The 20,211-nt window shown below is 62.2% G+C and carries 18 protein-coding genes; 6 read left to right on the forward strand and 12 right to left on the reverse strand.

Features of this window, described 5'->3' with window-relative positions; all coding sequences use genetic code 11:
• The 10 genes from fabZ to pyrH all read right to left on the reverse strand — a co-directional run bounded on the left by fabZ (nt 1) and on the right by pyrH (nt 9,817).
• A complete protein-coding gene (gene fabZ / locus ARC39_RS19840) occupies nt 1-480 on the reverse strand; it encodes a 3-hydroxyacyl-ACP dehydratase FabZ (protein ID WP_068116887.1) in 480 nt (159 codons plus the stop codon).
• Between the two features lie 199 nt (nt 481-679).
• Nucleotides 680-1,291, reverse strand: coding sequence for an OmpH/Skp family outer membrane protein (locus tag ARC39_RS19845; RefSeq protein WP_161470995.1), 612 nt, complete (start codon nt 1,289-1,291; stop codon nt 680-682).
• Nucleotides 1,292-1,407: 116 nt separating this feature from the next.
• Nucleotides 1,408-3,816, reverse strand: a complete 2,409-nt coding sequence (gene bamA, locus ARC39_RS19850; protein ID WP_078059371.1) for an outer membrane protein assembly factor BamA — start codon at nt 3,814-3,816, stop codon at nt 1,408-1,410.
• Between the two features lie 133 nt (nt 3,817-3,949).
• A complete protein-coding gene (locus ARC39_RS26435) occupies nt 3,950-4,081 on the reverse strand; it encodes a hypothetical protein (protein ID WP_268874353.1) in 132 nt (43 codons plus the stop codon).
• Between the two features lie 122 nt (nt 4,082-4,203).
• Nucleotides 4,204-5,541, reverse strand: coding sequence for an RIP metalloprotease RseP (rseP, locus tag ARC39_RS19855; protein WP_068116897.1), 1,338 nt, complete (start codon nt 5,539-5,541; stop codon nt 4,204-4,206).
• 6 nt (nt 5,542-5,547) lie between these two features.
• Nucleotides 5,548-6,726, reverse strand: a complete 1,179-nt coding sequence (dxr, locus tag ARC39_RS19860) for a 1-deoxy-D-xylulose-5-phosphate reductoisomerase (protein ID WP_068116898.1) — start codon at nt 6,724-6,726, stop codon at nt 5,548-5,550.
• On the reverse strand, nt 6,723-7,538 hold the full coding sequence (locus ARC39_RS19865; protein ID WP_268874354.1) for a phosphatidate cytidylyltransferase: 816 nt from the start codon (nt 7,536-7,538) through the stop codon (nt 6,723-6,725). The genes dxr and ARC39_RS19865 overlap by 4 nt, the downstream gene beginning before the upstream one ends.
• A complete protein-coding gene (gene uppS / locus ARC39_RS19870) occupies nt 7,531-8,256 on the reverse strand; it encodes a polyprenyl diphosphate synthase (protein WP_068116899.1) in 726 nt (241 codons plus the stop codon). Before uppS ends, ARC39_RS19865 begins: the two co-directional genes overlap by 8 nt.
• 47 nt (nt 8,257-8,303) lie before the next feature.
• Nucleotides 8,304-8,870, reverse strand: a complete 567-nt coding sequence (gene frr, locus ARC39_RS19875) for a ribosome recycling factor (RefSeq protein ID WP_068116901.1) — start codon at nt 8,868-8,870, stop codon at nt 8,304-8,306.
• Nucleotides 8,871-9,079: 209 nt separating this feature from the next.
• Nucleotides 9,080-9,817, reverse strand: coding sequence for a UMP kinase (gene pyrH / locus ARC39_RS19880; protein WP_068116903.1), 738 nt, complete (start codon nt 9,815-9,817; stop codon nt 9,080-9,082).
• Between the two features lie 84 nt (nt 9,818-9,901).
• On the opposite strand from pyrH, the gene miaA reads away from it, so the two are divergent.
• From miaA to ARC39_RS19910, 6 genes are all read left to right on the forward strand, one after another.
• Nucleotides 9,902-10,771, forward strand: a complete 870-nt coding sequence (miaA, locus tag ARC39_RS19885) for a tRNA (adenosine(37)-N6)-dimethylallyltransferase MiaA (protein WP_068116905.1) — start codon at nt 9,902-9,904, stop codon at nt 10,769-10,771.
• A gap of 112 nt (nt 10,772-10,883) precedes the next feature.
• A complete protein-coding gene (locus ARC39_RS19890; RefSeq protein WP_068116907.1) occupies nt 10,884-11,699 on the forward strand; it encodes an AraC family transcriptional regulator in 816 nt (271 codons plus the stop codon).
• Nucleotides 11,700-11,961: 262 nt separating this feature from the next.
• Complete coding sequence (locus ARC39_RS19895) at nt 11,962-13,626, forward strand: ABC transporter substrate-binding protein (RefSeq protein ID WP_068116909.1); 1,665 nt, start codon at nt 11,962-11,964, stop codon at nt 13,624-13,626.
• A 134-nt stretch (nt 13,627-13,760) separates the two neighbouring features.
• Entirely contained in the window at nt 13,761-14,807 is a 1,047-nt protein-coding gene (locus ARC39_RS19900) for an ABC transporter permease (RefSeq protein ID WP_068116910.1), read from the forward strand.
• An 11-nt stretch (nt 14,808-14,818) separates the two neighbouring features.
• The gene (locus ARC39_RS19905) at nt 14,819-15,979 is read left to right on the forward strand and encodes an ABC transporter permease (protein ID WP_068116911.1); all 1,161 of its coding nucleotides are present in this window, start codon (nt 14,819-14,821) and stop codon (nt 15,977-15,979) included.
• Nucleotides 15,980-16,198: 219 nt separating this feature from the next.
• Complete coding sequence (locus ARC39_RS19910; protein ID WP_068116912.1) at nt 16,199-18,280, forward strand: dipeptide ABC transporter ATP-binding protein; 2,082 nt, start codon at nt 16,199-16,201, stop codon at nt 18,278-18,280.
• Nucleotides 18,281-18,308: 28 nt separating this feature from the next.
• Here the strand turns inward: ARC39_RS19910 and ARC39_RS19915 are convergent, their stop codons facing one another.
• On the reverse strand, nt 18,309-18,896 hold the full coding sequence (locus ARC39_RS19915; RefSeq protein WP_068116913.1) for a hypothetical protein: 588 nt from the start codon (nt 18,894-18,896) through the stop codon (nt 18,309-18,311).
• A gap of 112 nt (nt 18,897-19,008) precedes the next feature.
• Complete coding sequence (locus ARC39_RS19920; RefSeq protein WP_068116914.1) at nt 19,009-20,178, reverse strand: cytochrome-c peroxidase; 1,170 nt, start codon at nt 20,176-20,178, stop codon at nt 19,009-19,011.
• Nucleotides 20,179-20,211: the final 33 nt, after the last annotated feature.

Consider the following 20,211-nt stretch of genomic DNA (forward strand, 5'->3'; position numbering starts at 1 on the left):
TCAGCCCTCCGCTTCCGCCTCTTTCGGCAATTGCACCATGGCCGAAAACTCCGCCTCGGCGGCCAATTCGCCGTTCACCAGCGCGCGCCCTTCGAACTTGCCGATCCTGGTCCCCGCACGTTTCACTGTGATGTGCAATTCCAGCACATCTCCCGGCACGACCGGACGACGGAACTTTGCCTTGTCTACCGTGGTGAAATAGATCAGCAGCTCTTTTTCGATTCCGCGCGACACACCGATCAGAACGGCCCCGGTCTGCGCCATCGCCTCGATCACCAAGACGCCCGGCATAACCGGGTGCCCGGGGAAATGCCCCTGGAAATGCGGTTCATTGAAGGTCACGTTCTTGATCCCGACGCCGCTCTTTCCCGGGTCGATGTCGCGCACGGCGTCGATCATCAGGAAGGGATAGCGATGGGGCAGAATCTTCTGGATCGTCTCGTGGTCCGCCTGCAGCAGCGGGCTCTGTTCTTCGGTCATGAATTCTGTGCCTTGCCGTTGTCGTGTCGGGTCGCGGCTGCGCCCGCCATTGGCAAGCTCCTACACGGCAACCCCCGGCACGGCAAGCGAGGCCGCTGGCCCATTGCCTTGCAAGTGGTGGTCACTGTGCACACACGCGAAGGGCGCCACGCGCAACAATGTGTCGCGATCGTCAGTTCGATTTGAACTTGTGAGAGGACTACGGCTCGGTCGGCGTTTCAATCGCTGGCATGGGGCTCCCTGGGGCCGCGTCGGGATCATCCTGAAACGTCTCCGGAGCCAGACTGGCAGGAGCTTGCGGCGCAGCCTCCTCCGTCTCCTCCAGTGGAACGGCGTCACCGGACCTGCTCAGGTCGCCGCCGTCCCCAAGCAACTCGTTAACCCGCGTGATTGCCCTGTCGGTGATGTCGATCCGGTCAGCGGAGAGAATCACCGCGCGTTCGTCCAGAATCGCGACTGCCCCGGTCTCGATGGCCAGGTCTGAGAGCACGGGCAATACGCGTTGCGTGAACTCCCGACGCTCCTGATCCCGGCGCCTCTGCAACGCGACGATCCGCGCATCCTGCTCTTCGCGGAGACGGATGACCTTGGTGTCGAAAGCGTCCGCGAGCGGCCGGAAGGTTTCCGCGTCCAGGGTTTGGCGCTTTTCTGTCAGCGCCTGCTCTTCGGTAATGAGAAGTGCCGAAATCTCGCGATTTCGCTCGGCCAGCTCCCTGGAGATGGCGTCGAGTTCCGCCAAAATGCGTTTTCCGTACAGTGACCCGGTGAACAGGCGCTCCTGATCAAGTGTCAGAACATCTGCTTGAGCCACGGACCGAACCTGCTGCGCGAGTACAGGCGCCGGCAGGATCGCGGCCGAAACGGCGACAACGCATGAGACGGCCGCCGGCGCCCACATTCTGCGGAACAGGGCACCGACGCACATGGTCAGAAACGCGTGGAAACGGTGAACTCGAAGTTCTGCTCTTCGTCGTAGACCTTCTTCATCACAGGACGCGAGAAGTTGAACCGAAGCGGGCCAAGCGGCGTTTCCCAGAAGATCGAGACACCAGCCGCCGAGCGCCAGTAGAGCTCGTCGTCAACTTCGTTATCGCCGTTGGGACCACCGCCGGTGTTATCGAGCCCCCAAACGGTGCCGATATCCCAGAAGACACCACCGAGGATCCCGTATTCTTCCGGCAGGCCGAGGGGGAAGTCCGCCTCAAGCCGCGCCACAGCGAAGTAGTTGCCGCCAAGGACGTCTTCGTTTTCCACCTTGCGGTCCCGTGGCCCCACACCATTCGGTTCGAAACCACGGATCTTGTTGGAAAGGCTGTAGCGTTCGATGATCCGGCTGTCGCCGCCGGAGAACACCACTCCGCCCCCCTCGATCTCGGCCCGAAGGTTGACCTCTTCGTTCCAGATCGCCTTGCGCGCACGCAGCATCGCGTCGGTGGAGATATAGCTTGCACCGTCGTCGCGGTAGCCGAAATCCTGTCCGAAACGGAAAGCGACGCCCGCGGTCGGATCGAGGCCCGTGTCCATGCTGCTGTAGGTAAGCGAGTAACCGGCCGAAAAGCTGCTCAGGCCGCCCAAATCCTCTTCTTCCTGCAGGATGAAGGACGAACCGCTTTCGAATTCGTTCTCGTCCGGTGTGTCCGGATCATCCGCCCGTCCCTCGTCCACGTTGTGGACACGCCCGTAATCGTAGGCAACGCGCAGGCCCAGACGTGTGCGCTCGCTGATCGGGAAGCTGAAGCTCGGCCGGAAGCGCCCAAGGTCGGTATCGTAGTCGGCGTTGTCCTGTTCTGTCTCCCGATAGTAGGCGCTCAATCCGAATGTGACGTCACGCCCAAGGAATGCCGGTTCGATGAAGTTGAACCCGAACACCTGCGACGAATCCGTGAAACCGATGTCGAACCCAAGCGACTGACCGCGCCCCAGGAAGTTCGCCTCGTTGAACGAGAAGTTGAGCCCCAGACCGGAGTTGGTCGAGTAGGCGACACCGAAACCGAGCGATCCGGTTGGCTTTTCCTCAACGTCGACGTCGATCACGACCTGATCGGGGCTTGTCCCCTCGCGCGGGCGCACCTCGGCCTCGGCGAAAAACCCGAGCGCACGGATACGTTCCGCCCCCTCGCGCACTTCACGCGGATTGAACGGGTCGCCCTCCACGGTCTTGAACTGGCGCCGGATTACCCGGTCCAGCGTGTTCGTGTTGCCCTCGATGTCGATACGTTCCACGAAGACACGCGGGCCGCGGCTGATCACGTATTCCACATCGATGGTCAGGTCCCGGTCATTGCGCCGCAACCGCGGTTCGACGCGAATGAAGTTCAGGCTCTGATCGACGGCCAGGCGCTCAAGGCGTGCGATATCGGTGTCGATCGGCACCGGGGAATAGACCGCGCCGGACCGCATGCGCGTAGCTTTCAGATACTGGTCGATGTCGATCCCGGCAACTTGCGAACTGACGCTCACCTGTCCGATGCGGTAGCGTTGCCCTTCCCGGACGTTGAACTGCAACAGGAAGCCCTTGCGGTTCCGGTCGAGTTCCGAGGTAACGCTAAGAACCTGGAAATCGATGAAACCGCGCGACCGGTAGAAATCCGTCAGCAACTGCTTGTCGAACTCGATGCGGTCGTCAACGAACGTGTCGCGCTGAATCAACTGGCGGAACGACCCGGCCTGTTTGGTCGCAAGTACCCGCCGCAAGCGCCCATCGGAATACGCGCGGTTCCCCACGAAGGACAACCGCTCAACCTCGCTCACCCGGCCTTCGGCGATCTCAAATACCAGATCGACCCGGTTGTCAGAGCGGCGAATGATCTTCGGGGAAACCGTCGCGGCCAGTCGGCCGCTCTGCCGGTACGCCTCGGCAATCGCCGCCGCATCGGCCTCTGCCGTGGAGGGCGAGTAAACCCGGCGGGACTGGGACTGAACAATACCAGACAAGGCCTCGTCGTTGAGGCGCCGATTACCCTCGAAGGCGACGACGTTGATCGTCGGGAATTCCGTCACCTTGATGACGAGAGTGTTGCCCGAAGGTACCAGTTCGACTTTCTCGAAGAGCCCAGTTCCGGCGATATTCTGATATGCGTCGTTGAGCTGTGCCGCACTGACGGCCTCGCCGGCGCCGATTCCCGCGTAGGTGACGATGGTTGCCGGGTCGACCCGTTGGTTTCCCTGAATGTCGACATTGGTGAAGCGGTAGTCCTGCGCCCCGACCGGCATCGGGAAAACTCCCGCCATTACAGGTAACAAGCCGACGACGATGGATTTCCTGACGACCGCGAGACCGCTCTTACCGCTCCGCCGGGCGCGCCTGCTCCTGCCGCCCGTCCCTTGTTTGCTCATGCCGACGTCCCCCGGCCTATGTTGAAATTCGTTACGCCTTTGCTAGCGATGATCGGCTGTCTTGTCAAAATGACAAAGGGCGGCGCTTTCGCACCGCCCCACGAGGGAAGTTTTTGTAAAATCGTCTGGAATGTCAGCCCAGGGCGCTCGCCAGCGCGGTTGCACAAAGAAGCGCACCGACAATCGTCGCCACGTAAAGCAAACGATCCGAATTCAGACGAAACAGAAGGCTCAAGCTTTGGTATCCGGCGTTCATTGTCTGCATTGTTCCATCCTGCGTGCTAATCCCGTCAGGGGTGACTTGCAGTCAGAATAGGCAGCGATTGTGACCAGATTGGGGCGTCACCGTGGTCAAATCTCAACGGTCGCGACCACCTGCCAGCACGGTCACGGGCAGAACAGGTCGTTGGTCAGCGCAAAGGCCATGAGGCTCAGCATCAGGGCCAGCCCCATGCCCATCAGTATCCGCAGCGCGCGGTCGCTCGGCGGGCGGCCAGCGATCGCCTCGAACGCGTGGAACACCAGGTGTCCGCCGTCCAGAACCGGAATCGGAAAGAGGTTCAACAGGCCAACCGCAGTGCTGAGAACGGCGATGAACCAGATGAAGCTTTCCACTCCCTGGCTGGCCGCGGCGCCGCTAGTTTCGGCGATGCCGATGGGGCCGCGCAGATTGCAGGAGGAGATCGCTCCAGTGACCATGTGCCATAGCCCCGAAAGCGAGCTTTGGACGATGAACAGGGTCTGATCCGCGCCGTATTGAAGTGCTTCCAGCGGTCCCGGTGTCTGCGTGGCTGGCGTGAACATCAACCCGCCGGTCATGCCGATCAGCCAGCGAGTTTCAAACCCGCCATCGTTGTCCGGCAGGTCCACGCGCCGGGGCGCAAGAACGAATTCAAGCGTTTCACCGTCACGCCATATGTCGACGGCAAGTGCACGACCTTCGGAACTGCCCACCACATCCTGCAATTGCTTGAACGCAGTGACCGGTTCGCCGTCGATCGCGGTAATCAGATCGCCCTTCTCGATCCCCGCGTCCATCGCCGCGGACCCGGCCTGTAGTCCTTCGACCAGCGGCGGGAAGGGATACGGGCCAGTCACGGCGCTTTGTTGCCCGTCACGCTCAATCTGATACGCGACAGTATCGCTCACAGGCATGTCGCCGATCACGTCGAAGAAGCTCTGGTAGTCCGGGGTTTCTGTCCCGCCAACAGCGAGGATGCGGTCGCCTGCCATCAGTGCCTGCACCTCTGCCGGCATGGGCTTCAGTGCCCCAACCTCCACGGGCTCCTTCGGGGTCCCCTGCCATAGCAGGATTGCCGCGAAGACGAGGGCGGACAGGATGAAATTGAACACCGGGCCAGCCGCCACAGTCGCCGCCCGCGCCCAGAGCGGTGCTCCATGCATCGTGTGCCGCTTCGTTTCGTCGTCGAGTTCGTCGTATGTGTCGGACGCCTTGTCGCTTGCGGCCGAGGCATCCCCGAGAAACTTCACGAAGCCGCCAAAAGGAAGTGCCGCCACCTGCCACTGGGTGCCGTGTTTGTCCGTACGGGAAAAGAGAACCGGACCGAACCCGATGGAGAACACCTCCGCGCGGATACCGGACCAGCGCCCGACGATGTAGTGACCGTATTCATGCACAAACACGATGACGCTGAGCGCGACGACAAAGGCGGCGAGGGTCCATAGGGCGCCCCCGAACTGGGGAATCAGCGAGGCAATATCCATCAGGCTTCAGGCATCCGTTCCGATTTTCAACACGGCCTCTGCCGCGCACTTCCGTGCCAGATGGTCGGTTTCCATGACATGATCAAGGCGCATCCGGTCACATTTCAGGGCACCATCGCCATCCATCGCGTTCAAAACCTCCTCCACGACCGCCGCCATATCGGTGAAACGGATCTGTCGCGCAAGGAACGCGTCGAGCGCCTGCTCCTTCGCGGCGTTGAAGGCGGCGCCGGAAAGGCCGCCACGCCCCATGACCTCCCGCGCCAGTCGCAACGCGGGCCAGCGCCGCTCACAGGGCGCGCGAAAATCCAACTGGCCAATCTTCGCCAGGTCCAGACGCTCTACCGGCAAGCGCCGCCGCTCAGGATAGTGCAGCGCGTACCCGATGGCGTGTCGCATATCCGGTGGACCGACATGCGCCATCAGTGCGCCATCGTTGAAACCGACCAGCGCGTGAACCAGCGACTGCGGATGCACCAGCACCTCGATCTGCGCCGGGGAAAAACCGAAATACTCTCGTGTTTCAATAACTTCCAACGCCTTATTGAACATGGACGCGGAATCAACGGTGATCCGCTGCCCCATATCCCAATTCGGGTGGCTGCTCGCTTGTTCTGGCGTCGCATCGGGCAACCGCTCCAGCGGCCAGTCCCGGAACGCGCCGCCAGACGCTGTGATGATCACACGTTCGACGTCAGCGATTTCTTCACCGACAAGCGCTTGTGCGACGGCACTGTGCTCGCTGTCCACCGGCAGGATGGACGCCCCGTGCGTCCGCGCCGTCTCCATCAGCAGCGCGCCGGCACAGACCAGCGATTCCTTGTTGGCCAATGCCAGCGTCGTTCCTTGCTCCAGCGCCACAAGCCCGGGCTGAAGCCCGGCCGCTCCGACGATGGCCGACATGATCCAGTCCGCCGGTCGCGCCGCGGCCTCCAACAGCGCCGCTTCTCCGGCCGCGACGGCAATCCCGGTGCCTGAAAGACGATCTGCAAGCCGCTGTTTCAACTCCGGAAAACATGTCACTGCAAGCTCGGCATTCAGCGCGATTGCCTGCTCCGCCAGACGATCCACGTTGCGCCCGCCCGTCAGGGCCACAACATGATATTCTTCCGGCGCACGGGCGATCAGGTCCACGGTGTTTTCGCCGATCGACCCCGTTGACCCGAATATCGAAACTCTCTTCATATCCGCACCTCCGGCACGTCGACGATCAACGCAAGCAGCAGCATGAAGAGCGAAGCGCCCAGCAACCCGTCGAAGCGGTCGAACAGACCGCCGTGGCCCGGGATCAGCGCAGAACTGTCTTTCACACCGAGCCGTCGCTTCAGCGCGCTTTCGGCAATGTCGCCCATCTGCGACGCCATGGACAGGATCATGGATATCCAGATCAGGTCTCGGCCGGCATTGGTGAACGTGAGGAAGAGCGCGCCCACCGCAGCGGCCCCGACCCAGCCGGCAATGGTGCCGGACCACGTCTTTTTGGGGCTGATGCGGGGCCAGAACTTCGGCCCGCCAAAGCGGCGCCCAGCGAAATACCCCGCGACATCGGTGACGACCACGCAGATCACCATCCAGAACAGCCACGTGCCCCCGTAGGTGTCGCGCGCCATGATCAGGCCCCAGCCCGCCACAGTAATACCGAGTGCAAACAGGAAGAACGTCAATCGCTCGCGCGCCATCGCAGCCGAGCCGACTGCGGCCGGCACGAGCAGCAGCGCCAGGTGCCAATCTGGTTTCTGAGACAGTAATCCGGAGATGACGGAGGCCGAAAACGCGGCCAGCAACATGGCGCCCACGTCGAGACCCGGGCGGATCATGCGCGCCAGTTCCCAGATCATGACCGCTGTTACGAAAACCACCAGCATCTGAAACCAGACACCGCCGAGCCGAATAGCCACGACGCCGACCAGAACCATTGCCAGCCCGGTCCATGTCCGGGCGCTCAGGTCATCCCATCTCGTGGGCTTCTTGCCCCCGGTCTCGCCGTCGTCAGCCAATGACGGCCCCGTAGCGCCGCTCCCGTTTGCCGAACTTGGCGAGGATCCGGGCGAAGGCGTCCGCGCTGAAGTCCGGCCAGAGCGTGTCGACGAACTCGTACTCGGCATAGGCCGACTGCCAGAGCAGGAAGTTCGAGATTCGCGCTTCACCGCTCGTTCGAATGACGAGGTCCGGATCGGGTAGCGTATGGGTGTCGAGGAACCGACCGAGGGTTTCGGCATCAACCTCGTCCGGGTCGATCCGCCCAGCGGCCACCTCATGCGCCAGACGCCGTGTGGCACGGGTCACCTCGTCGCGCCCGCCATAGTTGAGGGCAATGGTGAGGTGGACGTTATCGTTGGCTACCGTGAGCGCCTCCAGATCGTCCATAAGCTGCACGAGCTTCGGGTCGAGGCGGTTCCGGTCGCCGATGAAACGCACACGCACGCCTTTGGCGAGGAGTCGCTGCGCCTCCTTGAGAATGTAGCGCCGAAACAGCGTCATCAGGCCGGAAACCTCGGCCTGCGTGCGCTTCCAGTTCTCGGTGGAGAAGGCGAATATCGTCAGGTACTGCACCCCCAGATCCGGGCAGGCCTCCACGATCTCGCTCACCCGACGTGCGCCGGCCTGATGACCGAACAACCGCGGGCGGCCGCGCGCCGTGGCCCACCGACCATTGCCGTCCATGATAATGGCCACATGGTCCGGGGCCTTGGAACTTGCGTCGGTCGCGGGCATGAATGGCCCCTTTCGTGATCTGAAATTTGGTTTCGGGGAGGCGCAGGTCAAACCTGCATGATTTCTTCCTGCTTGGTTTCCAGCGCGGTATCGACCTGCTTGATATGCTTGTCGGTCAATTCCTGGATCTCGTCGTGCCAAAGCCGCTCGTCGTCCTCAGACATTCCGTCGGACTTGGCCTTCTTGAGCTGGTGCATGCCGTCCTGGCGGACATTGCGGATCGCCACGCGGGCGCTTTCGGCATAGTGCGCGGCCACCTTCGTCAGCTCGCGGCGCCGTTCTTCGTTCAATTCGGGAATGGGTAGCCGAATGATCGTGCCGTCGACCACGGGATTGATGCCCAGCCCGCTTTCGCGGAGGGCCTTCTCCGCTTTGGAGACCATGGTTTTGTCCCAGATGTTCAACGTGATCATCCGCGGTTCCGGGACATTGACCGTTCCAATCTGATTGAGCGGCGTCATCGACCCATAGGCGTCCACCTGAATCGGGTCCAGCATGGAGGCAGAGGCGCGCCCCGTGCGGAGCGACAGGAATTCGTTCTTGAGCGCTCGGAGAGCCCCGTCCATGCGGTGCTTCAGATCGTCCATATCCGGGTCTTCATAGTCGGCTGACATGTGCCTGTTCCCTTGCAAGCATCTCGTTCGTTCGGAACGGTTCTAACGCCGGGGCAGCCGAATGTATAGCGGCCAATCCAGCGCCTACCGTCTGCCTTCGATCCCTTTGGGCATTTCGCGCACAACAGGTTGTAAAACAGTTAATCGTGCAGCAATCACGAAAACAATCTGACGATTCCGAGGCGGATTGATGCGATCTCCGCGACAGTTCAACCCTGCACGCGCGTGTAGGTCCCCTGCCCCGCGAGAATACCCCGAAATCCGCCGGGTTCATCCAGCGAGAACACGATGATCGGCAGGTTGTTGTCGCGGGCCAGCGCGATGGCCGAGGCATCCATCACCTTCAGCCGCTTGGCGAGACACTCGTCGAAGGTGATGTTCTCGTAGCGCACGGCGTCGTCGTGTTTTACCGGGTCCTTGTCGTAGACACCGTCGACTTTGGTTCCCTTGAAGATCGCCTCGCAAGCCATTTCATTTGCCCGCAGAGTCGCGGCCGTGTCGGTGGTAAAATACGGGTTTCCTGTCCCGGCGGCGAAGATACAGACCCGACCTTTCTCAAGGTGGCGTACCGCGCGGCGACGGATGTAGGGTTCGCAGACCTCGTCCATCCGTATGGCCGAGATTACCCGTGTGAAGACGCCAATACCTTCCAATGCGGATTGCATCGCGAGCGCGTTCATCACCGTGGCGAGCATCCCCATGTAGTCGGCCGTTGTCCGCTCCATCCCCTGTGCACTGCCCTGCAGCCCGCGAAAGATGTTGCCGCCGCCGATGACCATGCAGATCTCGACCCCCAGTTCATGGACCGACTTCACCTCCTGCGCGATGCGCTGCACCGTGGGCGGGTGCAGACCGAAGCCTTGATCTCCCATCAGGGCTTCGCCGGAAATCTTCAGGAGAACCCTCTTGTAGGCCGGCGCCGGTTGATCCTCGGAAGCTTGCAGCATATCACGGTTCCCCTGATCTGGTCGGCGCCTTCCTGTCGGAAAACGGCGCCGGCATCAACCGGTAACACGAGGACGGGTGCCGCAGTGGGGGATTTCCCCGATATCGACCGGGAGCGACCCGTTCTGATCGCCGGCCCCACGGCGAGTGGAAAATCCTGGCTCGCGCTGGAGGTCGCCGCCGGCCAGGGCGGTGTAATCGTCAACGCCGATGCCTTGCAGGTGTATGAAAACTGGCGCGTACTCACGGCCCGTCCGTCACCGGAAGACGAAGCGATCGCGCCTCACGAACTCTACGGACATGTGGGGCGGACCGCGCCCTACTCGGTCGGTCATTGGCTGCGCGAGGTCGCTGGCCTCCTGGACGGCCCCCTCAGGCCGATTATCGTCGGCGGTACCGGGCTTTACTTCACCGCGCTCACCGAGGGGCTGGTAGAGATACCGCCCGTGCCGGCGGAAATTCGCCGGCAAGCTGACGAATTGGACCACGCCGACCGCCTCGCGGCCCTGGACCCCACCACCCGAGGGCGCATAGACACCGCGAATCCAGCCCGCGTTCAGCGTGCGTGGGAGGTGCTCGCCACGACCGGCCGGGGACTCGCGGATTGGCAGGACGACACCCCTTCCCCATTATTGCCACTGGCAGAAACAACCGCGTTTGTCCTCGACGCGCCAAAGGACTGGCTGACCCCTCGGATCGAAGCGCGATTCGACCAGATGTTGGCGCGTGGAGCGTTGGACGAGGTTCGCGCCAACCTCAGAGGTTGGGATCCCGCGCTTCCGTCGTCCCGGGCCATCGGCGCACCCGAACTGATTTCGCACCTTCAAGGTGCGCTCTCGCTAGAGGATGCCCGGGAAGCCGCGGTCATCGCCACACGGCAATATGCCAAACGCCAACGGACTTGGTTCCGTGCCCGAATGAAGCGCTGGACACAGGTGGGCCCGCCCAACGATTGAGCGAGACGGTGCGGCTGGCAACGACCCGCCGTCGCCGGCGCGGGCGGCTTGATTAACCATTTCGCGCGCGGCAGGATTGGCAGGTCGAACCAGGGCTGCTCAGGGTTCCATCATGTCCATTCCGGTTGCCGTTCCGGCCGGACCTCTCCGGCAGGTGTCGATCCAGCGGCTCGCGATAGGCGGGCGCTGGCGCACGGAAGCTATGCGCAGCTACCGAACGCCGCTGCTTTTGTGGTTCACCCGCGGCCAGGGAAGGATAACGGTCGCCGGGTTGACCCGCGGCTATGGCGCACACAATGCCGTCTACATCCCCGCCGGCACGATGCACGGGTTCGAGATCTCGGGACAGGTGTTCGGAACGGCCATCTTTTTCAGCGACGTGAAAAACGACGCTCTACTGACCGATCCCTGCCACCTGCGCGTTCGTGACGTCCGGCAACAAGGCGAACTGACGGCCTTGCTCGAAGCTGTCCAGCGCGAGGCGGACAGCGACCGGCCCTTGCGCGAACAGGCGCTCTCTTACTACGGGGGGCTGTTGGCGGTTTGGATAGCGCGTCAGCGACAACACCACGAGGACCGCCCCGAGGACAGCGCCGCCCGGGCGCTCGTGCGGCGCTATACGCAGGCGATTGAACGGCAGATCTACACCGGTCAATCGGTTGGTGACTACGCCGAAACGCTCGGAGTAACGCCGACCCATCTCAGTCGTGTTTGCCGCAAGACCTGTGGCCGGCCGGCCTCGGAAATCCTTGCCGACCGGTTGACTTTCGAGGCGCGTCGGCTGCTGCTCGACACGTCGCTGCCGGTGAAACGCGTGGCGGAAGTTCTGGGATACCGTTCAGCGGCCTATTTCACGCGCGCTTTCCACAACCGTACAGGCCAGACGCCGACCGATTTTCGCCGCGACCGCCGCTCCGATCCGCGCTGAGACACCGCACCACCGCGGTATTGGTTTTCCTGATTTCTGGTTGATCTCCGGGCGGATGTCGTTTTTGGTCGTGGAAGAGGTCGTTTTCAGCTCATCTCCGTCGCAAGCGGCCGTTGACCCGCCGGGTGAACTGGTGATCGAATGACTTGGCCGACAGGGCTAAACGACGGAGCGAAAAAGGGTTTGTGCACGGCGCTGCGCCACTCATCGTAGCCCCGGACGGCCAAAAAGTTGCGAATGCATGTGTCACAGGGAGACAAGAATGACGCATCCCACCAACAACCGCAGCCGGGTGCATCCGGCGGCACGGATGTACGCTCGGGAATACCGCGAGGGGCTGTTGAGCCGGCGCGAATTCATGACCCGCGCGACCGCGCTCGGCGTTACAGCCGCAGGCGCCTATGCGTTGATCGGCGCAACACGTCCCGCCGTTGCACAGTCGACGCCCACCCAAGGCGGCGACATGAAGATGCAGATGGAAGTCCTGCCGATCAAGGATCCGCGCGTCTATGACTTCTCCCAGATTGCCAACGTCGCCCGTGGCACGTTGGAATACCTGGTTGAGTACAACAACGACGGCACGATCCGCGGCATGTTGCTCGAGAGCTGGGAAGTCAGCGAAGACGCAAAGACCTACACGCTCAAGGTCCGCGCCGGCGTGAAGTGGAACAACGGTGACGATTTCACGGCCGCCGACGTTGCCCGCAATATCGAGCGTTGGTGCGAGGCCGAGGTTCCGGCAAACTCCATGGCAAGCCGCATGGCGACGCTGGTGGATGCCGAAACCAAGATGCTCGCCGACGGTGTGGTCGAGGTCGTGGACGACCTGACCGTCAAGCTGAACCTGCCCAAGCCGGACATCACCATCGTTCCCGGCATGGCCGACTATCCCGCCGCGATCGTGCACGAAAGCTTCGACGTGGAACTCGGAAAGGACAATGTCGGCACCGGTCCCTTCCTCATGGAAAGCCACGAGGTTGGCGTGCAATGCACGATCGTGCGCAACACCGAACATGAGTGGTGGGGAACGGAGGTTTACGGCGGCCCCTACATCGACAGCCTGCAATTCATCGACTACGGCACCGATCCCGCGGCACATCTTGCGGCACTGGAATCCGAGGAAGTCGATCTGAACTACGATTCCGTCGGCGAGTATATCGACGTGCTGTCCGATCTCGGTTTCGTACGGTCCGAGGTCACCACCGCGCATACCATCGTCATCCGCCCCAACCAAGTGGCCGAAATCGATGGCAAGAAACCCTACGAAGACGCGCGGGTGCGCAAGGCGCTGGCGATGGCCGTCGACAATTCGGTGCTGCTGGAACTTGGCTATTCCAATCGTGGAGAAAGCGCCAACAACGACCACGTCGCGCCGGTTCACCCGGAGTTTGCGGACCTCGGCCCGGTGGAGCGTGACGTCGACGGCGCGATCGCACTTCTCGAAGAAGCCGGGATGCTCGATTTCGAGCACGAGATCTTCTCCATCGACGACGACTGGCGCCGGAACACCACCGATGCCGTGGCAGCACAGCTGCGCGATGCCGGGATCAACGTGAAACGGACGATTCTGCCCGGATCGACATTCTGGAACGACTGGACGAAGTACCCGTTCAGTTCGACCAACTGGAACGGCCGCCCGCTCGGCGTGCAGGTCTATGCCCTGGCATACCGCTCCGGCGAGGCATGGAACGAGTTCGGTTTCGCCAATGCCGAGTTCGACGCGTTGCTGGAGGAAGCCCTGTCCATTGCCGATGCCGAGAAGCGGCGCGAAGTCTCCGCGAAGTTGCAGCAGATCGTGCGTGACGAGGGGGTCACAATCCAACCCTACTGGCGCAAGGTCTATCGGCACACCCGCGAAGGCGTGCTTGGCGCGGAGCGGCACATCTCCGACGAGATACACGCCTACAAATACGGATTCGCCGGCTGACACCGGCAGTTTGAGAACGGCCCCGGCCGCCTTTCTGGCGGCCGGGCGCCCGCCGGGGCATGGGGAACGGCTGACCCCGGTTCGACGCGTTAGCCCGAGGTGCGCAGCCGGCGCACCCGCCAACAAGGAACGTCATGCTGTTGTTCATCCTTCGCCGGATTGGGATCATGATCCTAACGGCGCTCTGCCTGACCTTCGTCGTCTTCGCACTGACGAATCTGGAGCCCAACCTGGAAAAGCTCGCGAAGACCCAGGGCAACGTTCGGATGACCGACGAGCAGGTCGCCACATGGCTCGAGCAGAACGGGTATACCGATCCCATGCTGTCGCGTTACGGGCAATGGCTTGGCGTATTCCCGGGATGGACGCGCGAAGATGCGGATGGCAAAATTTCCGGCCGTTGCATCAGCCGCGATGTGCCCGCCGACATCGCCCCGCAACGCTGTGGCGTGCTCCAGGGCGACTGGGGGTGGTCCACAGTGCTGCGCGAGGAAGTCAGCTCGGTTATCGGTAAGCGCCTGGGTCTCACCGGCATCCTGATGTTCTGGGTCATGGCGTTGATGGTGCCCATGGCGCTGATCATGGGGATCCTGGCGGGAATGCGAGAAGGGTCCCGGCTCGACCGCTCGCTGTCGACCATCTCAATCGCGACGACCGCGACACCGGAATACGTTTCCGGCGTGATCCTGATTACCGTCTTCGCCTCCTCCGCCGTTGGATTGAAGTGGTTCAAGGGAACCGCGACCTCGGCAATGGATGGGATCACCTTCGAGAACTTCACCTTGCCCGTCGTGACAATCGCGCTCTACGGCATGGGCTATATCGCGCGGATGACGCGCGCCTCGATGACCGAGGTCATGACAGCGCAGTACATCCGGACCGCCCGCCTGAAGGGCGTGAGTTTCCACAATATCGTACTGAAACACGCGCTCCGGAACGCGCTGATCGCCCCGTTCACCGTCATCATGCTGCAGATCCCCTGGCTGCTGAACGGCGTGGTGATCGTGGAGACACTCTTCAACTACAAGGGCTTCGGCTGGACGCTCGTTCAGGCGGCCTCCAACAACGACATCGAGTTGCTACTTGGCTGTTCGGTCGTCGCTGTCGTCGTCGTTCTGGTCACGCAACTCATATCGGATGTGGGCTATGTGTTCCTGAACCCGCGAATTCGGATTTCATAGGGAGCGCCGCGATGGAACCGATGTCCTGGGGCGCGATCGTCCTGCAAATCCTCATCCAGTTCATCCCGGTCTGGATCGCCATGATCGTGATGTTCGGCGTCTCCTTTGCCTTCCGCCGGAAGCTCGGGCTCTACGGCCAACTCTTCGACACGATGATCGGCGGGATCGGCTTTGCGCTGGTGATCTTCTGGGTCTTCACGGCGCTCTTCGCCGACATGATCGTCACCCATGATCCGCTGGTGCAGGTTTCCGGCATGAAGAACAAACTGCCCGGCACGCCGGTACCGGAGGGCACCGCCGGTTTCGGCTACTACCTTCTGGGCGGCGACAACCTCGCGCGCGACGTGTTTTCCCGAATGGTCTCCGGCTCCACAATCGTGATGCAGATCGCGCCGGTTGCCACGCTTTTTGCCTTCATGGTCGGAATCACGCTCGGCCTTCCCGCTGCCTATTTCGGCGGAACACTCGACACGTTCCTGTCGTTCCTTGCCAACCTCATTCTCGCCTTCCCGGTAATCTTGCTGTTCTATCTGCTGGTGACGCCCGAGATCGTACAGACCGGGCTGCCGACCTACATGGCCGCCGTACTGTTCCTGTTTCCAATCCTCTTTCTGGTGGTGCTTTGGAACTCGCGGTATTTCACCCAACCCACGAAACGGGCGGTCTACCTTGCCGTGACCCTCGTACTGGGTTTCTGGATATACCTCGGCGTCGCCTGGAACGCGGACCCTCTCGGACTCATCTCCGTGCCGCCGAACATCCTGATCGTCTTCGTCTCGGTGGTCTTCGTAAATGCCCCCACCGTATTCCGGATCGTCCGCGGCATCGCGCTGGACATAAAGACCCGGGATTATGTCGCCGCCGCCCAGACGCGAGGCGAAGGCCCGTGGTACACCATGCTCTGGGAGATCCTGCCCAATGCCCGCGGGCCATTGATCGTCGATTTCTGCCTGCGGATCGGCTACACCACGATCCTTTTGGGAACCCTAGGCTTCTTCGGCCTCGGCCTCGCTCCGGAAAGCCCAGACTGGGGCTCGACCATCAACGACGGACGCAAGCTCTTGTCGATCTACCCGCATCCCGCGCTCGCACCGGCCCTGGCGCTGATGAGCCTCGTTCTGGGATTGAACCTTCTGGCAGACGGGCTGCGCGAAGAGAGTTTGAAAGATTGACCGTGGGCGCGAGAAATCCCATTTGCGGCGCTGACATCCCGTCCGGACCGGGGACCAGCCCCCGGACCCCCGGGATATTTCAAGACAGAAGACATCAGACGAACAGGGGGGCACGCGCGCAGCGCGTGCCCGGCCCAACGCTCTTGGTGAGCCCGCAAGGGCGAGACAGAGCGGCGGGAGCCCTGGTCGTACAGAGCGACCGATCCAACGGAGGCTGAGATGACCAAACGGGACTATGATGGCCCGATCCTTGAGATCGAAAAGCTCTCGATCTCCTTCTTCACGCGGCTCCGCGAGATTCCGGCGGTGATGGATTTTTCGGTCAAGGTTCAGCCCGGCGAGGCGATGGGGCTGGTGGGCGAGTCGGGCTGCGGCAAGTCCACCGTGGCGCTTGGGGTGATGCAGGATCTCGGCGTCAACGGCCGGATCGTTGGCGGGACGATCAAGTTCAAGGGGCGCGATCTCTCGGAAATGAGTGCCGAGGAGTTGCGCGACATCAGGGGCTCCGAGATCGCGATGATCTATCAGGAGCCCATGGCCTCCCTGAACCCGGCGATGAAGATTGGCAAGCAACTGATGGAAGTGCCGATGATCCACGAAGGGATCTCGGCCAAGGCAGCCTACGAGCGCGCGCTGGAAGTCGTGACGGACGTGCGCCTGCCCGACCCCAAACGAATGCTGGAATCCTATCCACACCAGCTTTCCGGAGGTCAGCAACAGAGGATCGTCATCGCGATGGCGCTGATGGCAAACCCCTCGCTGCTGATCCTCGACGAACCGACCACCGCGCTCGACGTGACCGTCGAGGCAGCCGTGGTGGATCTGGTCAAGGATCTGGGGAAGAAATACGGCACGTCCATGCTGTTCATCTCGCACAACCTCGGACTTGTGCTGGAAACCTGCGACAGGCTTTGCGTGATGTATTCCGGCGAGGCCGTGGAGACGGGCTCGATTGAGGATGTCTTCGACGAGATGCAACACCCCTATACGCAGGCGCTCTTCCGCTCGATCCCGCTTCCGGGCGCAGACAAGAACGCACGGCCTCTCGTCGCCATTCCGGGCAATTTCCCCTTGCCACACGAACGGCCCCCCGGCTGCAATTTCGGTCCGCGCTGCGACTATTTCGAAACCGGTCGCTGCGACGCGCAGGATATCCGAATGCACCCCGTCCCCGGCAATGACCGTCACGCCACCCGATGCCTGCGGTTCCAGGAGATCGACTGGCACGCGCCGGTGGCGCGGGCGGAAACGACCGAATCGACCGCCGTCGGAGCACCGGTCCTGAAAATCGACCGGCTGAAGAAATACTACGAGGTCGCGGCAAACGCGCTCTTCAGCGGCCACAAGAAGGTGGTCAAGGCCAACGAAGACCTGAGCTTCGAGGCGCGTGAGGGCGAGACACTGGCCATTGTCGGCGAATCCGGTTGTGGCAAGTCGACTTTCGCCAAGGTGCTCATGGGGCTGGAGACTGCAACCGATGGCGCAATCCGGCTCGACAACGCGGACATCGAGGGGATTCCCATCGAAAAGCGCGGCACAGACCTCGTTTCCTCCGTCCAGATGGTGTTCCAGAACCCGTTTGACACGCTCAATCCGTCGATGTCGGTGGGCCGGCAGATCATGCGCGCATTGGAGATCTTCGGTGTCGGCGCGACGGATGCGGAACGGCGTGCACGCATGCTCGAGCTTCTGGACCTTGTGAAACTGCCGCGCGCATTCGCCGATCGCATGCCACGCCAGCTCTCCGGCGGGCAAAAGCAGCGTGTCGGTATCGCGCGGGCCTTTGCCGGGGGCGCCAGGATCGTGGTGGCTGACGAGCCGGTATCCGCGCTGGACGTCTCGGTGCAGGCGGCCGTCACCGACCTCTTGATGGAAATACAGCGGGAGGAGAAGACGACACTGCTCTTCATCTCCCACGATCTTTCAATCGTGCGCTACCTGTCGGATCGGGTGATGGTGATGTATCTCGGCCATGTCGTCGAACTCGGCACGACGGATCAGGTCTTTTCGCCGCCCTATCATCCCTACACCGAGGCGCTGCTCTCGGCCGTACCTATCGCCGATACCAGCGTGAAAAAGAAGCATATCGTGCTCGAGGGCGACATTCCCTCGGCGATGAATCCTCCGTCTGGCTGCCCGTTCCAGACCCGCTGTCGCTGGAAGACCGAGGTACCGGGGGGGATCTGTGAATCCGAAGTGCCGCCGATCCGGCGTCTCGCCGAGGGACACCAGATAAAGTGCCATCTCAGCGACGACATGCTGGCGCGCATGGAGCCCGTTATCAAGATCGCCGCCGAGTGAGTTGCGGCTGCCGGGGCATCGACTGACGTCAGTCGCAGTGATTGTGCTTGCGCCACATCTCGGCGTCGTGCCCGTCGGGCACGCTCGCGCAGGGGTCGTCACGATATCCGCGCAACACGGTGTAGCGCGAGATTTGAGCCTCGCTCAACAGGCTCGGCGTTGCGAGGTGACGTGACAGGTGGACAAACCTCAGCGCGGCGCGGGCTTCTCCTGCTTCGGTAACGAGCAGACGGAGCGCTTCCGGCTCCAACGTGCCGGAGGCAAAAGCGGCGTCCAGCGCCGCCTCAGCGGCAAGCAAGCGCTCCCCGGCGGCAATCGCCTCCGCCTGCATTTCTTGGTGAATCGCTTCGATCTCGGCCACCTGCGCGGGGCTGAGACCAATCTCGTCCTGCAACTCGAGAAGATGCGCCGGACCGGGTTGCCCGTTGAGCTCCGCCGGCAGCGCCAGCCCCCATCCGGCGCCCGCGCGGATCTCGGCAATATCTTCGTCCGACAGGCTCTTGATGGCCCGTGTTTGGAGGCCCGCATACGGGGCGGCATGTTGGCTGTGCGTTTGAGCCTGCGCCCCGGCCGCGGCAATCGCAACCGTGGCAAAGAGGATCGATCTGAGTTTCATGGCATCCTGTCCTGTCAGAAACGCGTTTCCGACTTATGCCATTCGGACAGTCCGATGCGAAATCACAGTCTTTCGAGTGCGACACTCGCACCGGCGCAGGGCAGGCGCGCGGTCATTCCTCTAGCAGGTCCTCATAGCGCGCGTCCGTCAATGTCTCGAGGAACGCCACGATTGCGTCGACGCGCTGGTCGTCCAACGCCGGGCCTATCTCCAGCTCTTCCATCGAGAGCGTCCCGTCGACCTCGGGCACGCCCCAGGGCTCGCCGGTTTCCGGGTTGATCTGACGGGCCTCCGCAACGGAATTGTACTTGTCGTAGAAGAGCACAACGGTGCGCAAGTCGTCGAACACACCGTTGTGCATGTAGGGGCCGGTCACCGCGACATTGCGCAGCGTCGGCACCTTGAACTTGCCGGCCTGGGCCGCGTCGTCCACATTCGGGTGTTGCAGGAGCCCGGTGTCCACGTAGCCAGGGTCCATGCCGTTCTTCTCCCGCAAGGCCACGTTCTCCGGCACGCCGATATTGTGGTATTCGTAGTTGGAGAAGGTTTCCTGTGGGTCGATGGCGCTTCGGCCAAGCTGGTGGCACTGGTTGCAATTGGTGAATTGCTGGGAGAAGAACAGCACCCGGCCCAACTCCTCCTGGTCCGTCATCTTGTACTCGCCCCGCAGAAAGCGGTCGTACTTGCTGTCGAACGGCGCGAATTCCTCAGTCCGCTCAAAAGCCGCGATGGCCCGCGTCATCGCAGAATAGGCAGCCTCGGCATTGTCGAAGAGGTCCGCCCCGTAAAGCACCTCCATCGAGTGTACGTACTCGGCGTTTTCCTGCAGTCGTGCGACGACGCTCGCCTTGTCGGGCATGCCCATCTCGATAGGGTTGAGCGGTGGCCCGCCGGCCTGCCCTTCCAGATCCGGCTCTCGCCCGTCGAGGAACTGACCGCCCTTGAAGAACCCGGTCTCGGCGTCGAAGTGAAACTCCGGTGCGAACATTGCATAAGCGGCCGTCGGCGCGTTGCGATCCCCGATGGAGGTTCCATCGTCACCCAACGACACCGCCAAGCCGGCTTCGGTTTCCCGCGGATCTGTGAAGCCCTTCGAGGGATCGTGGCACGTGGCACACGCTTGGGTACGGTTCATCGACAGGTTGACGTCGAAGAACAACGCCGCGCCAAGCTCTTCGGGCGTACTGAAGGCGGGGGCGGCCTGAACGCCGGAACCAAGCATCGCAACGGTTGCACAGACAAGGGATGGCGACCAAGGGCAGAAGGCGGGCTGTCGTCTCATGGGTTGTCCTGAACACTGAATCGTTGAACTGGA

Origin of the sequence: Tropicimonas marinistellae (assembly GCF_001509585.1) — a bacterium.
GTDB lineage: Bacteria > Pseudomonadota > Alphaproteobacteria > Rhodobacterales > Rhodobacteraceae > Tropicimonas > Tropicimonas marinistellae.